General features: G+C 60.4%; 10 protein-coding genes. 5 read left to right on the top strand and 5 right to left on the bottom strand.

The annotated features are described in order from the left end of the window. The first annotated feature begins 53 nt into the window (after positions 1-53). Complete coding sequence (locus tag ACFQDI_RS10875; RefSeq protein ID WP_377166369.1) at positions 54-2,144, top strand: hypothetical protein; 2,091 nt, start codon at positions 54-56, stop codon at positions 2,142-2,144. Positions 2,145-2,278: 134 nt separating this feature from the next. Here the strand turns inward: ACFQDI_RS10875 and ACFQDI_RS10870 are convergent, their stop codons facing one another. Both ACFQDI_RS10870 and ACFQDI_RS10865 read right to left on the bottom strand, forming a co-directional pair. Continuing rightward, complete coding sequence (locus tag ACFQDI_RS10870) at positions 2,279-4,441, bottom strand: hypothetical protein (protein WP_377166367.1); 2,163 nt, start codon at positions 4,439-4,441, stop codon at positions 2,279-2,281. Then, positions 4,438-5,154 (bottom strand): YebC/PmpR family DNA-binding transcriptional regulator, encoded by a 717-nt coding sequence (locus tag ACFQDI_RS10865; protein WP_377166365.1) that lies wholly within the window; start codon positions 5,152-5,154, stop codon positions 4,438-4,440. Before ACFQDI_RS10865 ends, ACFQDI_RS10870 begins: the two co-directional genes overlap by 4 nt. A gap of 123 nt (positions 5,155-5,277) precedes the next feature. On the opposite strand from ACFQDI_RS10865, the gene ACFQDI_RS10860 reads away from it, so the two are divergent. Further along, entirely contained in the window at positions 5,278-6,375 is a 1,098-nt protein-coding gene (locus ACFQDI_RS10860; RefSeq protein WP_377166363.1) for a hypothetical protein, read from the top strand. Positions 6,376-6,391: 16 nt separating this feature from the next. On the opposite strand, the gene ACFQDI_RS10855 is transcribed toward ACFQDI_RS10860, so the two are convergent. Then, positions 6,392-12,001, bottom strand: a complete 5,610-nt coding sequence (locus tag ACFQDI_RS10855) for an excinuclease ABC subunit UvrA (protein ID WP_377166361.1) — start codon at positions 11,999-12,001, stop codon at positions 6,392-6,394. 123 nt (positions 12,002-12,124) lie between these two features. On the opposite strand from ACFQDI_RS10855, the gene ACFQDI_RS10850 reads away from it, so the two are divergent. Further along, complete coding sequence (locus ACFQDI_RS10850) at positions 12,125-12,631, top strand: hypothetical protein (RefSeq protein WP_377166359.1); 507 nt, start codon at positions 12,125-12,127, stop codon at positions 12,629-12,631. Further along, entirely contained in the window at positions 12,628-12,936 is a 309-nt protein-coding gene (locus tag ACFQDI_RS10845; protein WP_377166357.1) for a hypothetical protein, read from the top strand. Before ACFQDI_RS10850 ends, ACFQDI_RS10845 begins: the two co-directional genes overlap by 4 nt. Positions 12,937-12,951: 15 nt before the next feature. Here the strand turns inward: ACFQDI_RS10845 and ACFQDI_RS10840 are convergent, their stop codons facing one another. Both ACFQDI_RS10840 and ACFQDI_RS10835 read right to left on the bottom strand, forming a co-directional pair. Continuing rightward, the gene (locus ACFQDI_RS10840; RefSeq protein ID WP_377166355.1) at positions 12,952-15,129 is read right to left on the bottom strand and encodes a thioredoxin domain-containing protein; all 2,178 of its coding nucleotides are present in this window, start codon (positions 15,127-15,129) and stop codon (positions 12,952-12,954) included. Between the two features lie 75 nt (positions 15,130-15,204). Beyond that, the gene (locus tag ACFQDI_RS10835) at positions 15,205-16,119 is read right to left on the bottom strand and encodes a hypothetical protein (protein ID WP_377166353.1); all 915 of its coding nucleotides are present in this window, start codon (positions 16,117-16,119) and stop codon (positions 15,205-15,207) included. A 93-nt stretch (positions 16,120-16,212) separates the two neighbouring features. Between ACFQDI_RS10835 and ACFQDI_RS10830 the strand changes: the two genes are divergently transcribed. Then, entirely contained in the window at positions 16,213-17,118 is a 906-nt protein-coding gene (locus ACFQDI_RS10830; protein ID WP_377166351.1) for a LysR family transcriptional regulator, read from the top strand. Positions 17,119-17,147: the final 29 nt, after the last annotated feature.

Genomic DNA, 17,147 nt, shown 5'->3' with positions numbered 1-17,147 from the left:
GCGCCGGCGCATATTCTTTTTGCCAATGGCGGCTCAGCCATGAGTATAGCTGCGTGCTGACCCCACCCACGGCCTGCCTGAGCCTCCTGGCGTTTTTAACGCTTGGGCTGGCGGACGTCGCCGCACAGCCGGTGACCACGCGCACGGACAGTGTCGCCGTGCTGCTCAATGACTGGTTTGCGAACGGTACCGCAGCAGGTCTGCAGGCCATCATGTATGAAAACCGTGACGGCCAGCATTCGCCGCTGAACACGGCGGAGTACCCTCAGCTTCAGGTCTTCAAGGGAAACGAAAAAGGTGCCGCCACTCAGGTGCGGCCCCAGCCCACGCTGGGAAACTGCTCCATGGCATCTGCCGCCACGCAGCTCGGCTGCCTGCCGCGCATCTACATGATGGACCCTGGCGGCAACCGCTTCCTGGCCCAGCAGTACCTTTCCAACAACCTCTTCATCTACCCGGAGCATCAGGACTATGACATCGGGGGAAATGGTGCTGACGGTGGCGGCTATGGCGATCTCCTGCCGCTGAACAGCCCCTGTCTCCTCATCTCCCAGGGGTCTTCATTCACCGACCAGCCTTTCCTGAAGGCCCTGCTGTCCACCACCGCCGCCTTTCCTCCGGAAACGCAGAAGCTGCTCATCGAAAAACGTCTGCTCGCACCCACGCTGCAGGCCATCTTCCGCCGTTCAAACAGGATGGTGCAGACGGCCGAGGACTACTTCACCGGCAAAGCGCACCCGCCTGTCTTTGATGGTGCGCAGATCGATGAGGAAAAAATGGTGCGCACCGCCCATGACATGACGCCGGCCAAGATCCCGCCGCTGGTGCTGCTGCGTGTGATCGAAGAGTCCAAGATCGAACCCGGCAAAAATTTCTTCGAGCTTGCCAGCCCGCACCCGTGGCAGCTTTCGGACACCCCTGTCTCCATCGCGCGCATCCTGCGTGGGAATGAAGACGAGCACGTCATGCTCGTGGGCTTTGAGAAAACGATGAACCTCGTCAAAGCGCCGCTCCAAATGCGCGGCGCCGTGCTTCAGGGAGACACACGCTTTGTCCGCATCGAGTCCCAGCCCGGTGGTGATGTCATGCGTCTCCGCATCCGCTGGGCGCCGCCCGTCATGACCGCCACCGGCCTCCGCAGCCATCGGATCGACATCGGTGTTTTTGCAGACAACGGCTCCAGTGCCAGCACCCCGGCCATCATCAGCTTTTACATGCTGCCCAACGAAATGCATTTCTATGACGAGAAGGGCCGTGTCTCTGAGATCCACTACCAAACGCACAACCCGGACTATGGCCTTCCGGCTGCGGATACGGACCTGCGCTGGGTGAAGGTTCTGCTGGCCTTCAGCATGAAGGACACCAATCTCCGCAGTCGGCTGCTCGATCAAATCCTCACGCCTGAAGAGCGGGCCGGACTGCAGCAGCACTATCTTGTGCTCAAGCCCCTGCTGGAAGCCCACGCTGCAGTCGAAAACAATGCCCAGCGCAAAGAGCAGGCCGCCAAGCTGAGGTCCAAGCTGGGCGAGGCCATCAGCGGAGCCTTGAAAAAGAAGGTCACGGAAAAATCAGAGCTCAGCGTGCGTGACACCATTGAGAAAGTGCTCAACGCCATCGCCAGTTTTCATCTTCTCTACCTCGGCTCTCAGCGTGAGCTCGATGCCCTGGCCGCTGCTTCGCCCAAATCAACGGCCATTGCCGACGTCCGCGCCGAACTGCACCGCCTCATTCTGCAGGGGGTGCTTGTCGAGCAGGCTTCCGGCCAGATCGACACGATGTCCCCGCCGGAAAAGCTTTCGCTCGGAGAGCGCTACATGCTGCGGGGCCTGAACCTCACCCTCCTCAGCCAGGTGATCTTTCCGGATGTCCTCGAGCGTTCCACCGCTCCTGCCTATGTCAGTCCGCGTCTCACGACACCGAAGCAATGGCGTGATGTCTATCGCTACGATCCCGCTTCTGGTGCACTTCAGGGCTGGATTCGTTATGCTGATTCCCGGATTGCCAATTTTGACGCTGAGGGCCGTCTTCTGCCGGATGGCCCGCAGGGCAAGTCTGTTCCCGTCCTTTATCTGATGAATGAAAAAGGCCTGCTCACCTGGCGTGCTCAGGCCGAGCCCACGCCTGTGTCATCGTCCACCAAGTGACAAATGGCGGCACCCTTTCTTCACTGCGATCGCTCACGAGCATGAGCTTTGCCCTTTGCCAAACAGCAAGGGAAAAACCAAGGCAGACGGGCCGTGGCCTGCATGAGTGACTGGCGTGAGTCCGGGGGCCTGCATCAGTCATAGCTCAGCACATCGTGCATCTGCCATGAGAGGCGCCCTCGGCTCATCCCTTCCTCGCTCCAGAGACGCAGGTCCATCGTCTCCAGCGGTTCCAGCCATTTGAGCATTGCCTTCAGATCTCCTGCGCCACCGTTCTGGGCCCGCGCGTTCGCAAAGGCCTTGAGAAACTCACGCAGTTTGGAGATGCTTGCCTTGGCCCGCATCCCTGTGGCCGGGCCTGGGCCGGGTCGCCTGAGGACTTCCGCCAGATGGCTCTGCTGCACACGCGATGTGCCGAGCATGAAGACCTGGTCATTCAGCGAGGCACAGGGTGCCAGCTCTCTCGAATCAAACGGCAGTTCATAGCTGTAGCTCGTCAGGTCTCCGCTGCGCTTCACCACCACCCGCGGCAGCTCAACCGGCTGCGGTGAAGGCACGTTTTTCAGCAGCTTTTGCAGGGCTGCCTCCATGTTGGCCCATGACACACCGATCAGCGCCCGGTTTTTGATCTGATGCACGCTGGCAAAGCGTGGCAGAGGCACGGACTCCCCGCCTGGCGGCAGGCCTGGCAGCAGCGGCATTTTTCCTCCCACATCCACGATGAAGGCGCCGTCTCCGCTCAGCGCCTTCTGCCAGATGGTTTTTGTGCCGTCATAAAGCTCCACGATGCCCGGCAGCACGGCATGCTCTGCCAGCTTGTACAGTTCTGCTGACTTCTCGCCGCCCACCCCCGCTTTGATCAGCTCATGGGCCGTCGCATGCAGGGTGCGCATCCACGTTTCAAAGTAGGCTCTCCCTGTACCTGTGCCGGACCCCTGACCGCTCATGCCGAAGACCAGATCAGGCTCGTCCAGCAAAGCCGAGAACTGCGATGCCTTTGCCAGATCTGCGGCTCCGGCAGTGGAACACCCACCGGCCATTTCCAGCTGCAGCCCGCCCTGCCACCATGCCACCAGCGCACCGTTGGCATGCTCGCTCCGGTAGTACGCGCGCTCAGCAGCAGCCAGCTCGACCACCTGCGGCTCCAGGGCGCGCGCCACACCTGCGAATGTTTTTTCCGCCTGCAGGCCTGTCAGCACTCCACGCACAATCGGCTGGAACGGATGGTCTGACTGCAGTGCATCCCAGAACTTGCCATCCCAGCATGCGATCAATCCCAGACCTTTGCGCGCATGAGCGTCCAGCGGCCGCATTTCAGGCCGTGCCAGCAGTGACTCCTCCACAGAGCTGGCCAGCCGGATCTGATCCTTCGACCTGCCCACGGCCACATACGCACATTGACTGCCCATGCCCAGAGCCAGCACCCATTTTTTGCGTGCCAGGACTTCCAGGCCGCGAGAGATCCTGTCCTTGGTCTCCGGGGTGATCCCCGGCACAGCTTTGACCAGCAGGTCCACCCAGTCGCGCCGCCTGTCCGCCGTCAGCACCTGGTCCATGGCAACCTCGTTCACCGTGATCTTTTCCCCCTGGGCTGTCACGATGCGTGACTGCGGTGCATTGCCCAGCCATTCCGCCAGCCGCAGTGTCTCGCTCATTTTTCGCAGCACCAGCGCTGGCTCGGGCGATGCCACGCCGATCATGACCGGCGGCATTTCAAACCGTTCCAGCAGCAGGATGAGCGCCTCCAGCACCGCAGGGTCACGCAGCGCGGCCTCCATCAGCTTCTTCGCATCAAAGCTTGTGCCCAGTCCCGCCAGTGCGCCGCCGCTCATCATGCCGCGGTAGGCTGTCTCGTTGTAAAGATCATTGAGCTGTCTCAGCAGCACCAGGCTCTGCACACTGTCTTTCCCGAAAGCGAGAAAGGCCTCGTCCACCGTCACGACGTCTGTCTTGTCAGCCGCGGGCGCTTTGTCCTCCAGAAACGCCATTGCCTGGCCCCACCATCGCGAAGCCTGCAGTGCCTGCGCGTGCTTCTTGAACTGCACGCTGCTGATGCAAAACTCCACATCGCTGACCACCCGGCCCGCAAGTCCCAGATTTTCTGCCTCGGTGAGCAGCGTGGGCTGCACAACGACGGGGGTTTCTGCCTTGGGGACGAGCGAGGTTTTTTTCTTTCCGCAGCCGCAGAGCAGGAGTGCGGCGGGCAGAATGCAGAATGACGAAGCCCGAAAGGCGCGCTGGAGGAGACGGTGCCGCCCCCATGCCTCCCTCGGGCTCTGGCATTCGAGAGTTATCATTTCAGCGCGGCGTAAACCCGGTGCACATCATCATGCCCGTCCAGCGCCTGCAGGAAGTTTGTGATCTCCTCGCGCTGCGCGTCGGTCACTTCGGGGTACTCCTTGGGCACGTAGCTCATTTCGGAGGTGGTCACCTGCCAGCCAGCGGCTTTGAGGGCCTTCGTCACGGCATCCAGCGTCGTCGTCTGGGTGAAGAAACGTGCGCCGATGTGGCCTGCGGCTTCCTCGTCTTCGACTTCCATCGGCTCCACGTTTTCCGCTTCGGCCTCCAGCGCGGCCACCTCGATGTCCAGCGTCTTGTCTGCGTGATGCGCCTCGACCATGCCCACATGGTCAAACATCCACAGCACCTTGCCCATGCTGCCGGCACGGAAGAGCACGCGGATTTCCGAGGAGGTGCGGTTGTTGTTGTCCGTCAGGCATTCCACCACCACCGGCACGCGGTGCGGGGTGAATCCTTCATAAACCGTCGTCTCATACTGCACGGCATCCGGCCCGGTGCCCGAGCCTTTGGCGATGGCGCGCTCGATGGTGTCGCGCGTCACGCTCTGCTTCTTGGCATTCGCCACCGCAGCGGCCAGACGGGCGTTGTATTCCGGGTGCGGGCCACCGAGCTTGGCCGCCACCTGGATTTCACGCACCAGCTTGCCCGTGATCTTGCCCTTTTGGTCCGCGGCCATTTCCCGCCATTTCTGTTTCCATTGTGCGCCCATGATGATGTGTCGTTCAGTTCAAAGTTAGGCCGCATCAAAGGTGGGAGCGGGGGGAATGCAAGCTGCTGAAAGACTTAACCATCGCTCTTGCGAACAGGATACCCTGTCGGCAAGATCCGCGCCATGTGGCCCTTCAAAAAAGCAACGAATACCAACCCAACGCTCAAACAACGGGTCACAGAGTTTTGGAATTGGTATGCGGAAAACGCAGACCGCTTCTACAAAACGATCGAAAACAAAAGATGTTCAGACCTGCAGTCCGAGGTTTCCGCTGCCGTCGATCGCTGGCTTACCGGCATGGCATGGGTGTTTGGGCCTGGCGAAAACAATCAGGGGCATTCTTTCACGCTTTCAGGAGAGGGAATTATCTTCAAACAGTTCGTTGCAGAATACTGGCAGCAACAAGCGCCCCGGCTTGAGGGATGGACGTTTTATGCCTCTCGCCAAGCTTCGGATGAGCCCAAAGGATTCACTTTGCGGTTGGATGAAAAAGAAAATTTCCAGCCTGAAGAATTCTGGGTCTTTCCTTACGTCGATGTTCAAGACGAGGCAATAGACATCGCTGTCTGGCATCCAACCATGCATCGGCTTGAGGAACACACACGTTTGCAGGCTTTATTTCTGATGCTAGACGAGCTACTGGGAGAGCACGGAACTCAAAACTGGATAGGTGAGATTAAGTTCAGCGAAGATCAGCTCAAACAGTCGATCCCCATTGCGGAGCTCCCTGAAATGATTGACCAAGTCCAAAAGGAGCATGGGTGGAAAAAATGCCCTCCAACAGAAACCTATTCAAGCTATCACCTGAAAGAGCAGGAAACGGAATGGCTCCGCAGCGATACCGTAGCTGGATCGTCACGTTGCTTTCGACTTCTACGGGGCTACTTCGAGGCACATGGCCCGTGCGAACATCCGCTATCTGGCATCGGGGTGGACTATGTTTTTGTCGCGGTTCAAACCAGCTTCTTCCCCAAGGGGTCTGAAGTCGATGGTCGGGGCAAGATCGAAGATGAGATCATTGAAGCCTTCGAAACGGCGGCCAGCGGCATCTCAATTGGCGGCGCCACGGGGTTCGAAAACTGCTACATGGATTTCATGATTTTTGATGGCGAAAAGAGTCTCAAAATCGTGAAGGAAATCTTGAGAAAGCACAAGGTTCCCAAAAGCACAAAGATACACTTCTTTACCTCTGATCGAGCCAAAGATGTGATCTCAATTTAGAGTCAGCCAGCACAAATCACAAAAACCGCGCCGTCTGGCTCGCCTTGCACTTCTTCACCTGCTCCGGCGTGCCCGCTGCCACGAGCTTTCCGCCTTCGGGCCCGGCTTCGGGGCCGATGTCGATGAGGTAGTCGGCCTCGGCATAGACGTCGGGGTGGTGCTCGATGACGATGACGGTGTGGCCTTCATTCACGAGGCGATGCAGCACGTCGATGAGGCGTGCCACGTCCTGCATGTGCAGTCCGATGGTGGGCTCTTCGATGAGATACAGATTGCGTTTTCCGGCCACGGTGATGCCCTTCAGCCGCTCCTTGGCTGTGCGGCCGTCTCCGCTGCGCAGTTCGGTCACCAGCTTGATGCGCTGCGCCTCGCCGCCGCTGAGCGTGGGGCTGGGCTGGCCTAGCTGGAGGTAGCCCAGGCCGGTGTCCGCCAGCAGCTTGAGCGGGCGTGCGATCTTCTGCACGGAAGCGAAGAACTCCGCCGCTTCGGTGATGCTCATGCGCAGCACATCGCCGATGTTTTTGCCGTTGTACTCGATCTCCAGCGTGGAGGCGTTGAAACGCTGGCCGTTGCAGGTCTCGCAGTGCACGCGGGTGGTGGGCAGGAATGCCATCTCCACTTTGATCTCGCCATTGCCGCCGCAGGTCTCGCAGCGACCGCCTTCAGTATTGAAGGAGAAACGGCTGGCCGTGTAGCCACGCGTACGCGCCAGCGGCACCTGGGCGAAGAGCGCACGGATGTCATCCAGCACACCCACGTAGGTGGCGGGGCAGGAGCGGCTGGTCTTGCCGATGGGGGACTGATCCACCTCATGCACGGTCTGCAGGTTTTCGCAGCCAGTGAGGCTCTTCCAGGTCTTCGTGAACTTCTGCTTGGTCTTGCTGATCTTCTCACGCACCGCAGGTGAGAGAGCGCCATGCATCAGCGAGCTCTTGCCGCTGCCGCTGACGCCCGTGAGCACGGTCAGGCGGCCCAGCGGGAAGGACACATCCACGTCCTTCAGATTGTTCACCGTGGCGCCGGTCAGGTGCAGCCAGCCGTCCTTGGACTTGGCCGCAGGCAGGGGGCGGCGCTTGCCATGGACCGGATGCTGCATGGGGGTGCGCAGGCTGGCGCCGGTGACGCTGTGCTTGTTCTTCAAAATTTGCGGCAGTGTGCCCTGTGCCACGATCTGCCCGCCGAACTTGCCCGCGCCAGGCCCGAGATCGAGGATGGTGTCCGCACGCTTCATCGTCTCGTCGTCGTGCTCCACCACGAGCAGGGAGTTGCCCTTGTCCCGCAGCGCGCTCAGCGTGTCGAGCAGCCTCTCGTTGTCACGCGGATGCAGGCCGATGGTGGGCTCATCCAGCACGTACAAGACACCGCGCAGATTGCTGCCGAGCTGCGCGGAAAGGCGGATGCGCTGCGCCTCGCCGCCGCTGAGCGTGTCGGCGCTGCGGTTGAGCTGCAGATAGCCAAGACCGACCTCCTGCATGAACTGCAGGCGCTGCGCGATCTCCTTCACAATATCCCGCGCGATGATGGCCTCGGTGCCTTCAAATTTTAATTTGGCCAGCAGCCTGCCCGCGTCTCCCGCCGTGAGTCCGGCGAACTGCTGAATGCGCGTGCCCTGAAGCTGCACGGCGCGGCCGATCTCATTGATGCGGCTGCCCTGGCAGCTCGGGCAGATCTCGCGTGGTTTTTCCTGCTCGTCATCTGCGCTGGCAAAGCGGCGCTCCTCTTCCAGCTCCGCCTCCAGCACGGAGACATCTGGCGCACGGTCGCTGTGGTCGCTCCTGTGCCCGGTGACGCCAAAGCCGCGGCAGTCTTTGCACCAGCCGTGCGGGCTGTTGAAGCTGAAGAGGCGCGGGTCCAGCTCTTCAAAGGACAGGCCGCAGGAGGGGCAGCTCATCTCCGTGCTGAGCACGTGCGTGGTCTTGTCATTGATGCGCAGCTTGATGGTGCCCTTGCCCATTTTGAGCGCGGCCTCGATGTGGGTGCGGAGCTGGTCGGCATCGTCCTCTTTGGAAAAAAGGGAGATGACCGCGTCGATCGTGTGCTCTTTGAAGCGCTCGAGCTTCTTGAAGCCCATCGTGTCGCGGAACTCACCATCCACCAGCAGCGTCTCGATGCCGTGCTTGGCCGCGTTTTCGGCCACGTCAGTGTGGAAGCCTTTGCGCGCCTTGATCAGCGGCGCCATCAGGTGGCCGCCACCGCTGCGCAGGTGCTGCTGCACCGTTTTCAGAATGGCCTGCACGCTCTGCTTCTTCACCGGCACGCTGCAGGCGGGACAGTACTGCGTGCCCAGCTTGGAAAAGAGCAGGCGCAGGAAATGATACACCTCCGTGACGGTGGCCACGGTGGACTTGCCACCGCCGCGCGAGATGCGCTGCTCGATGGCCACCGTTGGCGGCACGCCCGTGATGAGGTCCACCTCCGGCTTTTCCATCTGCTCCACAAACGTGCGCGCATAGACGGACATGCTGTCCAGAAAGCGCCGCTGCCCCTCGGCAAAGATGAGGTCAAACGCCAGTGAGGACTTGCCCGACCCGCTCAGCCCCGTGACCACCACAAATTCATCACGCGGAATATCCACCGAGATGTTTTTCAGATTGTGCTCGCGGGCTCCGCGAATGCTGATGGTGTTCGTTGTCCGTGTTTGAGCCCGCTGTGGAATGCTCGCACGGGGTGTTTCCCGAACGACAGACCCGGAGCCAAGCACCTGCTTGAGATATGTGCCGGTATGTGACGCACTGCATTCCGCCACCTCTTCCGGCGTACCCGCGACGACGAGCGTGCCGCCCGCCTCGCCGCCATCCGGCCCGAGATCGATGACCCAGTCGGCGCATTTGATCACCTCCAGGTTGTGCTCGATGACGAGCAGGCTGTGGCCTTCGTCCACGAGGCGCTGCATCAGCTTCACCAGCAGCGCGATGTCGTCAAAGTGCAGGCCCGTGGTGGGCTCGTCCAGCAGCAGCAGACTGCCCGCAGAAGTACCTGCGGGGTTTTCAATGAGGTGCCCGATGAGCTTGAGGCGCTGCGCTTCACCACCAGAGAGCGTGTTCAATGGCTGGCCAAGCTTCAGATAACCGAGGCCGGCCTCATTGAGCAGGCGCAGCTGCGTGACGATCTGCGTTGCTTTCTTGGAAGACTCAAAGAGCGGGCTGCCAAACCACTCCACGGCGGCCTCTGCCGTCATGCCCAGCACGTCGTGAATGCTGCGGCCATGCAGCAGGATCTTGAGTGCATGCGGCTGGTAGCGCCGCCCCTCGCACTCGGGGCAGGTCACATACAGGTCGCTGAGGAACTGCATCTCGATCTTTTCAAAGCCATTGCCCGCGCAGCGCTCGCAGCGCCCCTCGCCGGAGTTGAAGCTGAAGAAGCCGGGCATGATGCCCTGCGCCTTGGCATCTTCCGTTTCGCTGAAAAGCGTTCGGATGTGATCAAACGCGCCCAAAAACACCGCAGGTGTGGAGCGCGGCGTGCGTGCCAGCGGCGACTGGTCCACCATCACCACCTGATGCAGCTTTTCGTGACCTGAGATCTTGCTGACCTGCCCCGGCTCCTCCTCGCATACCTCGCCACGCAGGCGCTGCAGGTTTCGGTACAGCACCTCATGCACCAGCGTGGATTTGCCTGATCCGCTCACACCCGTGATGCAGCAGAAAACTCCCAGCGGGATGTCCACATCCAGCTTCTTGAGATTGTTCTGCCGCGCGCCGTGGATGGAGAGAGTTCCAGGCTTTGGGTTTGCAGCCACTCCTTTGCGACCACCCTTGTTTTTGGCGGGAACTTCATCTGCTGGTTGCGCAGAGGGCTTTGAAATCGTGCGCCGCTTCTCCGGCACCGGCACGCTCTTTCTTCCAAACAAGTAATCCCCGGTGAGCGACTTCACCTTTGCACCCAGCTTCTCCAGCGGGCCGCTGTACACCAGCTCGCCGCCTTTTTCGCCACGGCCGGGGCCGATGTCGATGAGGTTGTCGGCGCTGCGCATCACTGCTTCTTCGTGCTCCACGACGAGCAGGGTGTTGCCCTTATCACGCAGGCCCTCCATCACGCCGATGAGGCGGCCGATGTCGCGCGGATGCAGGCCGATGCTGGGCTCGTCCAAAACGAAGAGCGTGTTTACCAGCGAGGCCCCCAGACAGGTCGTCAGGTTTACGCGCTGCAGTTCGCCGCCGCTCAATGTGCGCGTCTGGCGGTCCAGATTCAGGTAGCCCAGGCCCGCGCGGTCCATGTAGCTGAGACGGCTGACGATCTCTCCGCGCAACATGGTGGCCACGTGGTCGCTCTCCTTGATCGGCCAAGACAGCGCCAGTGGATGCAGCTCGCTTACCGGCAGGCGCGAGAGGTCGGCGATGGTGTGCGTGCCGATGCGGAAATTGTACGCCTCCTTTTTCAAGCGCCCGCCGCCGCAGTCGCCACACTCCGTGTAGGCGCGGTAGCGGCTGAGGAAGACGCGCACATGCATCTTGTAGCTGCGTGACTCCTGCCATTTGAAAAACCCGCGCACGCCGTACCACTCGCCACGGTTGTAGGCCTCCTCGGGATCATCCCGTGTGCCTTCGATGAGCCACTTGCGGTCTTCCGCTGAGTAATCCTCAAACGGCTTGTGGATGTCCACACCGCGCTTGCGTGCCGCACGCTCCAGATCGAGCTGGGATTCGCCATACGTGCTGCCCTGAAACGGGCGCACCAGCCCCTGATTGATGCTCAGCGACTCATCGGGAATGGCCTTGCGCATGTCCAGGCCCAGCGTGCGGCCAAAGCCACGGCAGGTGGGACACGCGCCGATGGGGCTGTTGAAGCTGAAGAGCCCCGGCGTCGGCGCAGGAAGCGTGATGCCGCAATCCGCGCAACTCCAGTCGGTGGAAAAGTGCAGCGTCTTATCGTCGATGCTCACCGCCACCTTTCCCTTGCCGTAGCGCAGCGCGGCCTCCAGCGCCTCGCTCACACGAGCGCGTTGCTTCGTTTCCAGCACGATGCGGTCCTGCACCACCAGCACCTGAGCGGGCAGCTTACGGCCTTTGAGAGCGTCCTCATCATCCAGACGAATCACATTCCCATACAGCCACACGCGCAGAAAACCCTGCGACTGTAGAAACGCGGCAAAGTCCGCCGTCACCGTGTTCTTCGGCACCGGCACAGGAAACAGAATCAGCGCCTGTTTGCCCGTATGCCCGCTCAGCAGCTCGTTGAGAATGCTCTCCGGCGACTCCGGCCTCACCGGCCGCTGGCAGGACGGGCACGTCGCCTCCGCCAGACGCGGGAAGAGCATCTTGAGGTAGTCATTGATCTCCGTGATCGTGCCGACCGTCGAGCGCGTGCTGCGCATGTTGTTCACCTGCTCGATGGCAATGGCCGGCGGGATGCCCTCGATGGCGTCCACCTTCGGCTTGTCCATGCGCTCAAAGAACTGCCTCGTGTAGGGAGAGAATGTCTCCACATAGCGCCGCTGCCCTTCCGCATAGATCGTGTCAAAAGCCAGCGATGACTTCCCCGAGCCGCTCGGCCCCGTGATCACATTCAGCTTCCCCAGCGGCAGATCGAGATCGATCCCCTTCAAATTGTTCTGCCGCGCCCCGCGAATGCGAATGACATCATCGAGAGACTTCCTGGCGGCGGATTTTGGAGCGGCACGAGACATGAGGGTGCGAGAGTAGCGATACGCCCCGTGGTGGCAAATAGGCGCTCGGGATGATGAAAAGAAAGCGCTACGAAGTGGAATTTGCCTCTAGCCAAGGATCCAAAGCTGTTTGTAGTCCATTTGATGAGTTCTGAGCCAAAACATCCTACAGCAGAACAGCTCAAACGAGCGGCTATCTGGGGAATTGTAATTATTGTTGCATTATGGGCCTTATCCGGATTTTTAATCACATGGGGGTCATCCAACCCCGGCACATTCGGAGACATGTTCGGTGCGGTGAATGCCCTTTTCTCGGGGTTGGCGTTTCTCGGCGTTATTTTCGCCATCGTTCTTCAATATCAGGAATTGAAAGAGCAACGCATGGAAATCGAGCTTTCTCGAATTGCGCAGCAGGAGTCTGCCAAGGCTTTGACTGCTCAGTTGAGAGCCGCAGAGACGAGAAGCCGGTTAGATTCATTAAACTTGCTCATCGAAGCTCAGCGACGAATCTTGGACCGAATAGGAGAGGGAGATACAATTGCTGAAGCAAAGCTACGGACCAAATTAGAACGAAGGATAGCGGGATATGAGACCAAGTTGGAACGGTTATTGGAAAACGAAATTGAGCATTACAAAAAAGAAGCCTCATGAATACTGATGGACTAGATGTACAACTGTTGATCTCTAAAACGCTAGGCTTTACCAAAGCAATTTCGAAGCTCTCTCCAGAAGAACGCAGCCAATTTCCATCGCAAACATTTGGAGACGACTATAATTCTTTACGCACCTTGGTTCTAACCCGTTTTCCAGAGCTTCAAAAATTCATGCCGCCAGTGGCCCTTAGTGACATGATTAATACTGGTTTTTTGGTTACTCTTCAGCGATATGGTGAAATCTTAACTTTCTGCGAGCAGATTTATCAAATGCTTGCAGTGGTTAATGAGGAAAAAGAGTGAGCAGATATTATTTTATCATCTCCCCAGCACCCTCTCCAGCCCCTCCGCCGTCGTCACCGGTGCCTGACACGTAAAATCCCGGCACACATACGCCGCAGCCTGTCCATCCACCGGCTTCATTCCCGCGAGCACCTCATTCTGCGTGCCGAGCCACTGCTGCCCGGCCCCGCCATCGGCGCAGAGAATCACCGCAGTCGGCAAAAACCGCCGCTGCACGTTCGCGGCCAGCTCTTTGAACGCCGCGCTTCCCGCATCTCCCGCCAGCACGATCTGCTGCTTGCCACGGTGGTGCAGATCAAAAGCAATCGCCATCACCGGCACCGATGACGGACTGCTTTGCAGCGTAGATCCAAACAGCGCAAAAATCCTCTCCGCCTCCTTCTTCCACTCATCCTTGGCCAGCAGCGCGCTCAGCCGTACCAGATTGAGCGCCGCCAGCGAGTTCGGCGAAGGCTCGGCACCGTCGTAATCTTCCTTGATGCGCAGCACGCTGTTTGGCATGTCAGTGTGCACGCTGTAGTAGCCGCCGTCTTTCGTGTCGAGGAAGTGGGTGTCCATCTCGGTCTGCAGCGCAGCGGCCCATTGCAGCCACTTCACATCAAAGGAGGCCTGGTAGAGATCAATGAGGCCGTGAATGAGACAGGCGTAGTCGATGGCAAAGGCGCGCGGACCGCGCACGCCTTCGCGCCAGGAGCGGTGCAGCTCCTTGCCGGGTGTGGTGCAGAGCTGGTCGTGCAGGAACTGCGCGGCACCGGCGGCCAGTTTGATCATTCCCGCATCGGCAAACGCGGCTCCGGCACGGGCGAGGCCGGAGATCATGAGCCCGTTCCAGGCGGCGATGACTTTGTCGTCCAGATGCGGGCGCGGACGTTTGGCGCGGACCTCATAGAGCTTGGCGATGCTCCGGTCGATGATGACTTTGACCTCCTCCGGGGACTTCTTGAAGTACTCCCCGGTCTTCTTGAAGGAGACGGCACGGTAGAGGGTGTTCAGGCCTTTGAGCTCGCCATGCGGATCGCTCTCTGGACGTGCATTCCCATCGCGGCGCGCGCCATAGGCATAGCGGAAGATGTTGCCGTCTTCCTTGCCGAGGACCTCGTCGATCTCGGCAGCCTTCCACACGTAGAAGGCGCCCTCGGTTTTGTGCTCGGCATCGGTGGTGGCCAGGCTGTCGGCGTCTTCGGCGGAGAAGAAGCCACCCTCCGGGTGCCGCAGGTCGCGCTTCACATAGTCCACGGTGCTGCGCACGATGTTTTCAAACAGCGCGTTCTGCGTGAGCTGCCAGGCCTCGGTGTAGGCGTTGAGCAGCTGCGCCTGGTCGTAGAGCATCTTTTCGTAATGCGGGATGTGCCAGTAACCGTCCACGCTGTAGCGATGGAAGCCGCCGCCGATGTGGTCGCGCATGCCGCCATTGGCCATGCCGCGCAGCGTTTTCACCGTCATCTCCATGGCCCATACGCTCTCGGACTGGCGGTCATTGTCTTTGCGCTCTGCCAGGATGCGGTGCACGCGCATGAGCAGGTTCAGCGTGGTGGGGCGCGGAAACTTGGGAGCGCTGCCAAAGCCGCCTTCATGATAATCGAAGGAGCCGGAGAGGTCATCGTAGGCCTTTTGCACCAGCGTCTCGTGATTGATGTCCGCCAGCGAGGTGTTCTCGTTGTCGAGATGCTCCTGCAGCTTGTCCACGGAGCGCGCGGCACGTTCGTCGATGCCCTTGCGGTCCTCCGTCCACACCTTGTGCAGCTCATTGAGCAGGTTTTTGAAGCCGATGCGGCCCGGCGAATTTTCCGGCGGGTAGTAGGTGCCGCCGTAAAAGGGCTTCAGCTCGGGCGTGAGGAAGACATTCATTGGCCAGCCGCCGTGCCCACTCGCCGCCTGCACATAGGTCATGTAGGTCAGGTCCACGTCCGGGCGCTCCTCGCGGTCCACTTTGATGGGGATGAAGTGATCGTTGATGATTTTGGCCGTCTCCTCGTTCTCAAACGACTCGCGCTCCATCACATGGCACCAGTGGCAGGTGGAGTAGCCGGATGAGAGAAAGATGGGCTTGTCCTCGGCCTTGGCTTTTTTAAAAGCCTCCTCGCCCCAGGGCAGCCAGTTCACCGGATTGTGGGCATGCTGCAGCAGGTAGGGAGAGCGCTCCTTGGCGAGGGCGTTGGTGTACTTGGGGGGCTGGGCAGACGTTTCGCTCATGGTTGGTGGTACAAGGATAACGTCCGCATGCAGGCGGGGGTTGCAAGGAGGGGCTTCAAGGGAAAGCCCCCGTTCTCATCCTCCTCCTGCCTTCCTTTTTGGCAGCTTCTTTGCCGCCAGCCAGAGCAGTGCGCCTGCGGCCAGTGCCAGCGCGGACCAGAGCCAGGGGCTGCTGCCTGATGCTAGGCGTGAGCCGACGGCAGAACCGGCCAGCCGCTCCTCGGTGCCGAGCGTCGCGGCGACCTGGGAGGCGGTCTCATATTCAAAACGCGAGAACTGGAGATCATGGCGCGTGTAGGGGGCGCCCTGGTTGCCATAGCAGAGATGCACTGGCGTGGTGTCCGGTACACGAAAAAGCAGCTGCACGACTGGATACACCACGCGGGCGGAGGTGATCTTCAGGCGCGGATTGCTGCCGTTGTCCGTGGCAATACGGATCGAGCCAGCACGTGGGGCCGAGAAAAGACCCAGATGAAAAGTGCCTGCGGGCTGGCCGCTTTGGCGCTGCCAGTTTGTCTGGCTCAGGATGCGTTCAAAACGCCCCTGCTCCGTCTCACGCTGCTCTGAGACCACGAGCGTGCGTGCAAATACAGCCGTGGGGGACTCCAGCAGCAGCTCGCTGGCGGGAAAGTTGGGATACGGCATCTGCAGCTCCCATGCGGACCATGTGGGTCCCTGTGCGCCGGACACTTCCGCGATGGGGACTTCCATCTCGCGTTCCACGCCAGGCTTGGTGGCAATGAAGGGAAGCTGATGGCCGTCGCGCACCACGCGCATGTCGTGCAGATCATTGGCCGCACGAGCCAGGACTTCCGGCGGGATCTCCACCATGATCACTCCGGCTTGCTTGAACTGCACCTGCCGCTGGAACGACCACGGTGAGACATCAATGGCCGGACCCACATCACCGATTTTGGGCTCGGCGCTGGTTTCGGCGCTCCCGGCAGCCGTGGACAGGCACAGGACGAGCAGCAGCAGATGCGGTTTCATAAATGAATGTGACGCCCGAGGGGCGAAGCCCAAAAAAGAGCATGGATGCGTAAGCCGCGCATCCGCGAGAAAGGAATATTTCCACGTGGCATCATGGGCAAACGGTATAGCCTTGTCGGCGGCATGAATGTCCATCACCTCGAACTTTTTTATTATGTGGCACACCATGGCGGTGTGAGTGCGGCGGCACGGGCCATGCCTTATGGCATCCAGCAGCCGGCCATCAGTGCGCAGATTCTGCAGCTTGAGGACGCGCTGGGAGTCACCCTGTACCAGCGGCGGCCCTTCCAGCTTTCACGGGAGGGGCAGACGCTCTATGATTTCATCGCACCCTTTTTCGACGGCCTCAGCGAAATGGCCGACCGCCTGCGCGGCGGCGGCGAAAACCGCCTGCGCATCGCCTCGGCGGAGGTCGTGCAGCGTGACTACCTGCCCGAGCTGTGCGTGCGCATGCGAAGGCGCGTGAAGGGCTTTCATTTCACGCTCACCCATGGGCGCCAGCAGGAGATCGAGACCCTGCTGGCCGCGCAGGAGGTGGACATTGGGTTTGGCACGCTCACGGAAAAAACCACCGCCAACATCGAGTCGCGCGAGCTGCTGCGGCTGCCAATGGCGCTGCTGGTGCCGGAGAAAAGCGGCATCACGAAGGCGGCGCAGATATTTGAAAAAGACCGCATCGACCTTCCGCTGGTGACCCTTGAGGCCAGAGATGTGGTGTCGCGGTCATTCCAGTCCGCTTTGCGCCAGCGTGGTCTTGAATGGCTGCCCAGCCTCGAAGTGGGAAGCTTCGATCTCGTGCTGCGCTACGTTGTGGAGGGTTTCGGTGCGGGATTGGTGCTGCGCCACCCGCGCATGGAGCTGCCGGCCAGCGTGAGGGTGCTCGCGTTGGATGATTTCCCCATGCTGTGCTTTGGCGCGCTCTGGACAGGGCGCCTCTCACCGCTGGCAGAGGCGTTTCTAGCCGAAGCAACTGCGCTGGCGGGCGAGCTGGTGCGGTGAAGTGTTTTTCGTGATGTTGCATCTGCGCA

Source organism: Prosthecobacter fluviatilis, from assembly GCF_042655725.1.
In the GTDB taxonomy this organism is placed as follows: Bacteria; Verrucomicrobiota; Verrucomicrobiia; order Verrucomicrobiales; family Verrucomicrobiaceae; genus Prosthecobacter; species Prosthecobacter fluviatilis.
The sequence above is the reverse complement of the archived record's forward strand: the minus strand, read 5'-3'. Positions and strand labels throughout refer to the sequence as shown.

Excerpts from the sequence above, each read along its gene's own strand:
- ACFQDI_RS10870 (WP_377166367.1), bottom strand. The coding sequence starts at position 4,441 with ATGATAACTCTCGAATGCCAGAGCCCGAGGGAGGCATGGGGGCGGCAC.
- ACFQDI_RS10865 (WP_377166365.1), bottom strand. The coding sequence starts at position 5,154 with ATGGGCGCACAATGGAAACAGAAATGGCGGGAAATGGCCGCGGACCAA.
- ACFQDI_RS10860 (WP_377166363.1), top strand. The coding sequence starts at position 5,278 with ATGTGGCCCTTCAAAAAAGCAACGAATACCAACCCAACGCTCAAACAA.
- ACFQDI_RS10855 (WP_377166361.1), bottom strand. The coding sequence starts at position 12,001 with ATGTCTCGTGCCGCTCCAAAATCCGCCGCCAGGAAGTCTCTCGATGAT.
- ACFQDI_RS10850 (WP_377166359.1), top strand. The coding sequence starts at position 12,125 with ATGAGTTCTGAGCCAAAACATCCTACAGCAGAACAGCTCAAACGAGCG.
- ACFQDI_RS10845 (WP_377166357.1), top strand. The coding sequence starts at position 12,628 with ATGAATACTGATGGACTAGATGTACAACTGTTGATCTCTAAAACGCTA.
- ACFQDI_RS10840 (WP_377166355.1), bottom strand. The coding sequence starts at position 15,129 with ATGAGCGAAACGTCTGCCCAGCCCCCCAAGTACACCAACGCCCTCGCC.
- ACFQDI_RS10835 (WP_377166353.1), bottom strand. The coding sequence starts at position 16,119 with ATGAAACCGCATCTGCTGCTGCTCGTCCTGTGCCTGTCCACGGCTGCC.
- ACFQDI_RS10830 (WP_377166351.1), top strand. The coding sequence starts at position 16,213 with ATGGGCAAACGGTATAGCCTTGTCGGCGGCATGAATGTCCATCACCTC.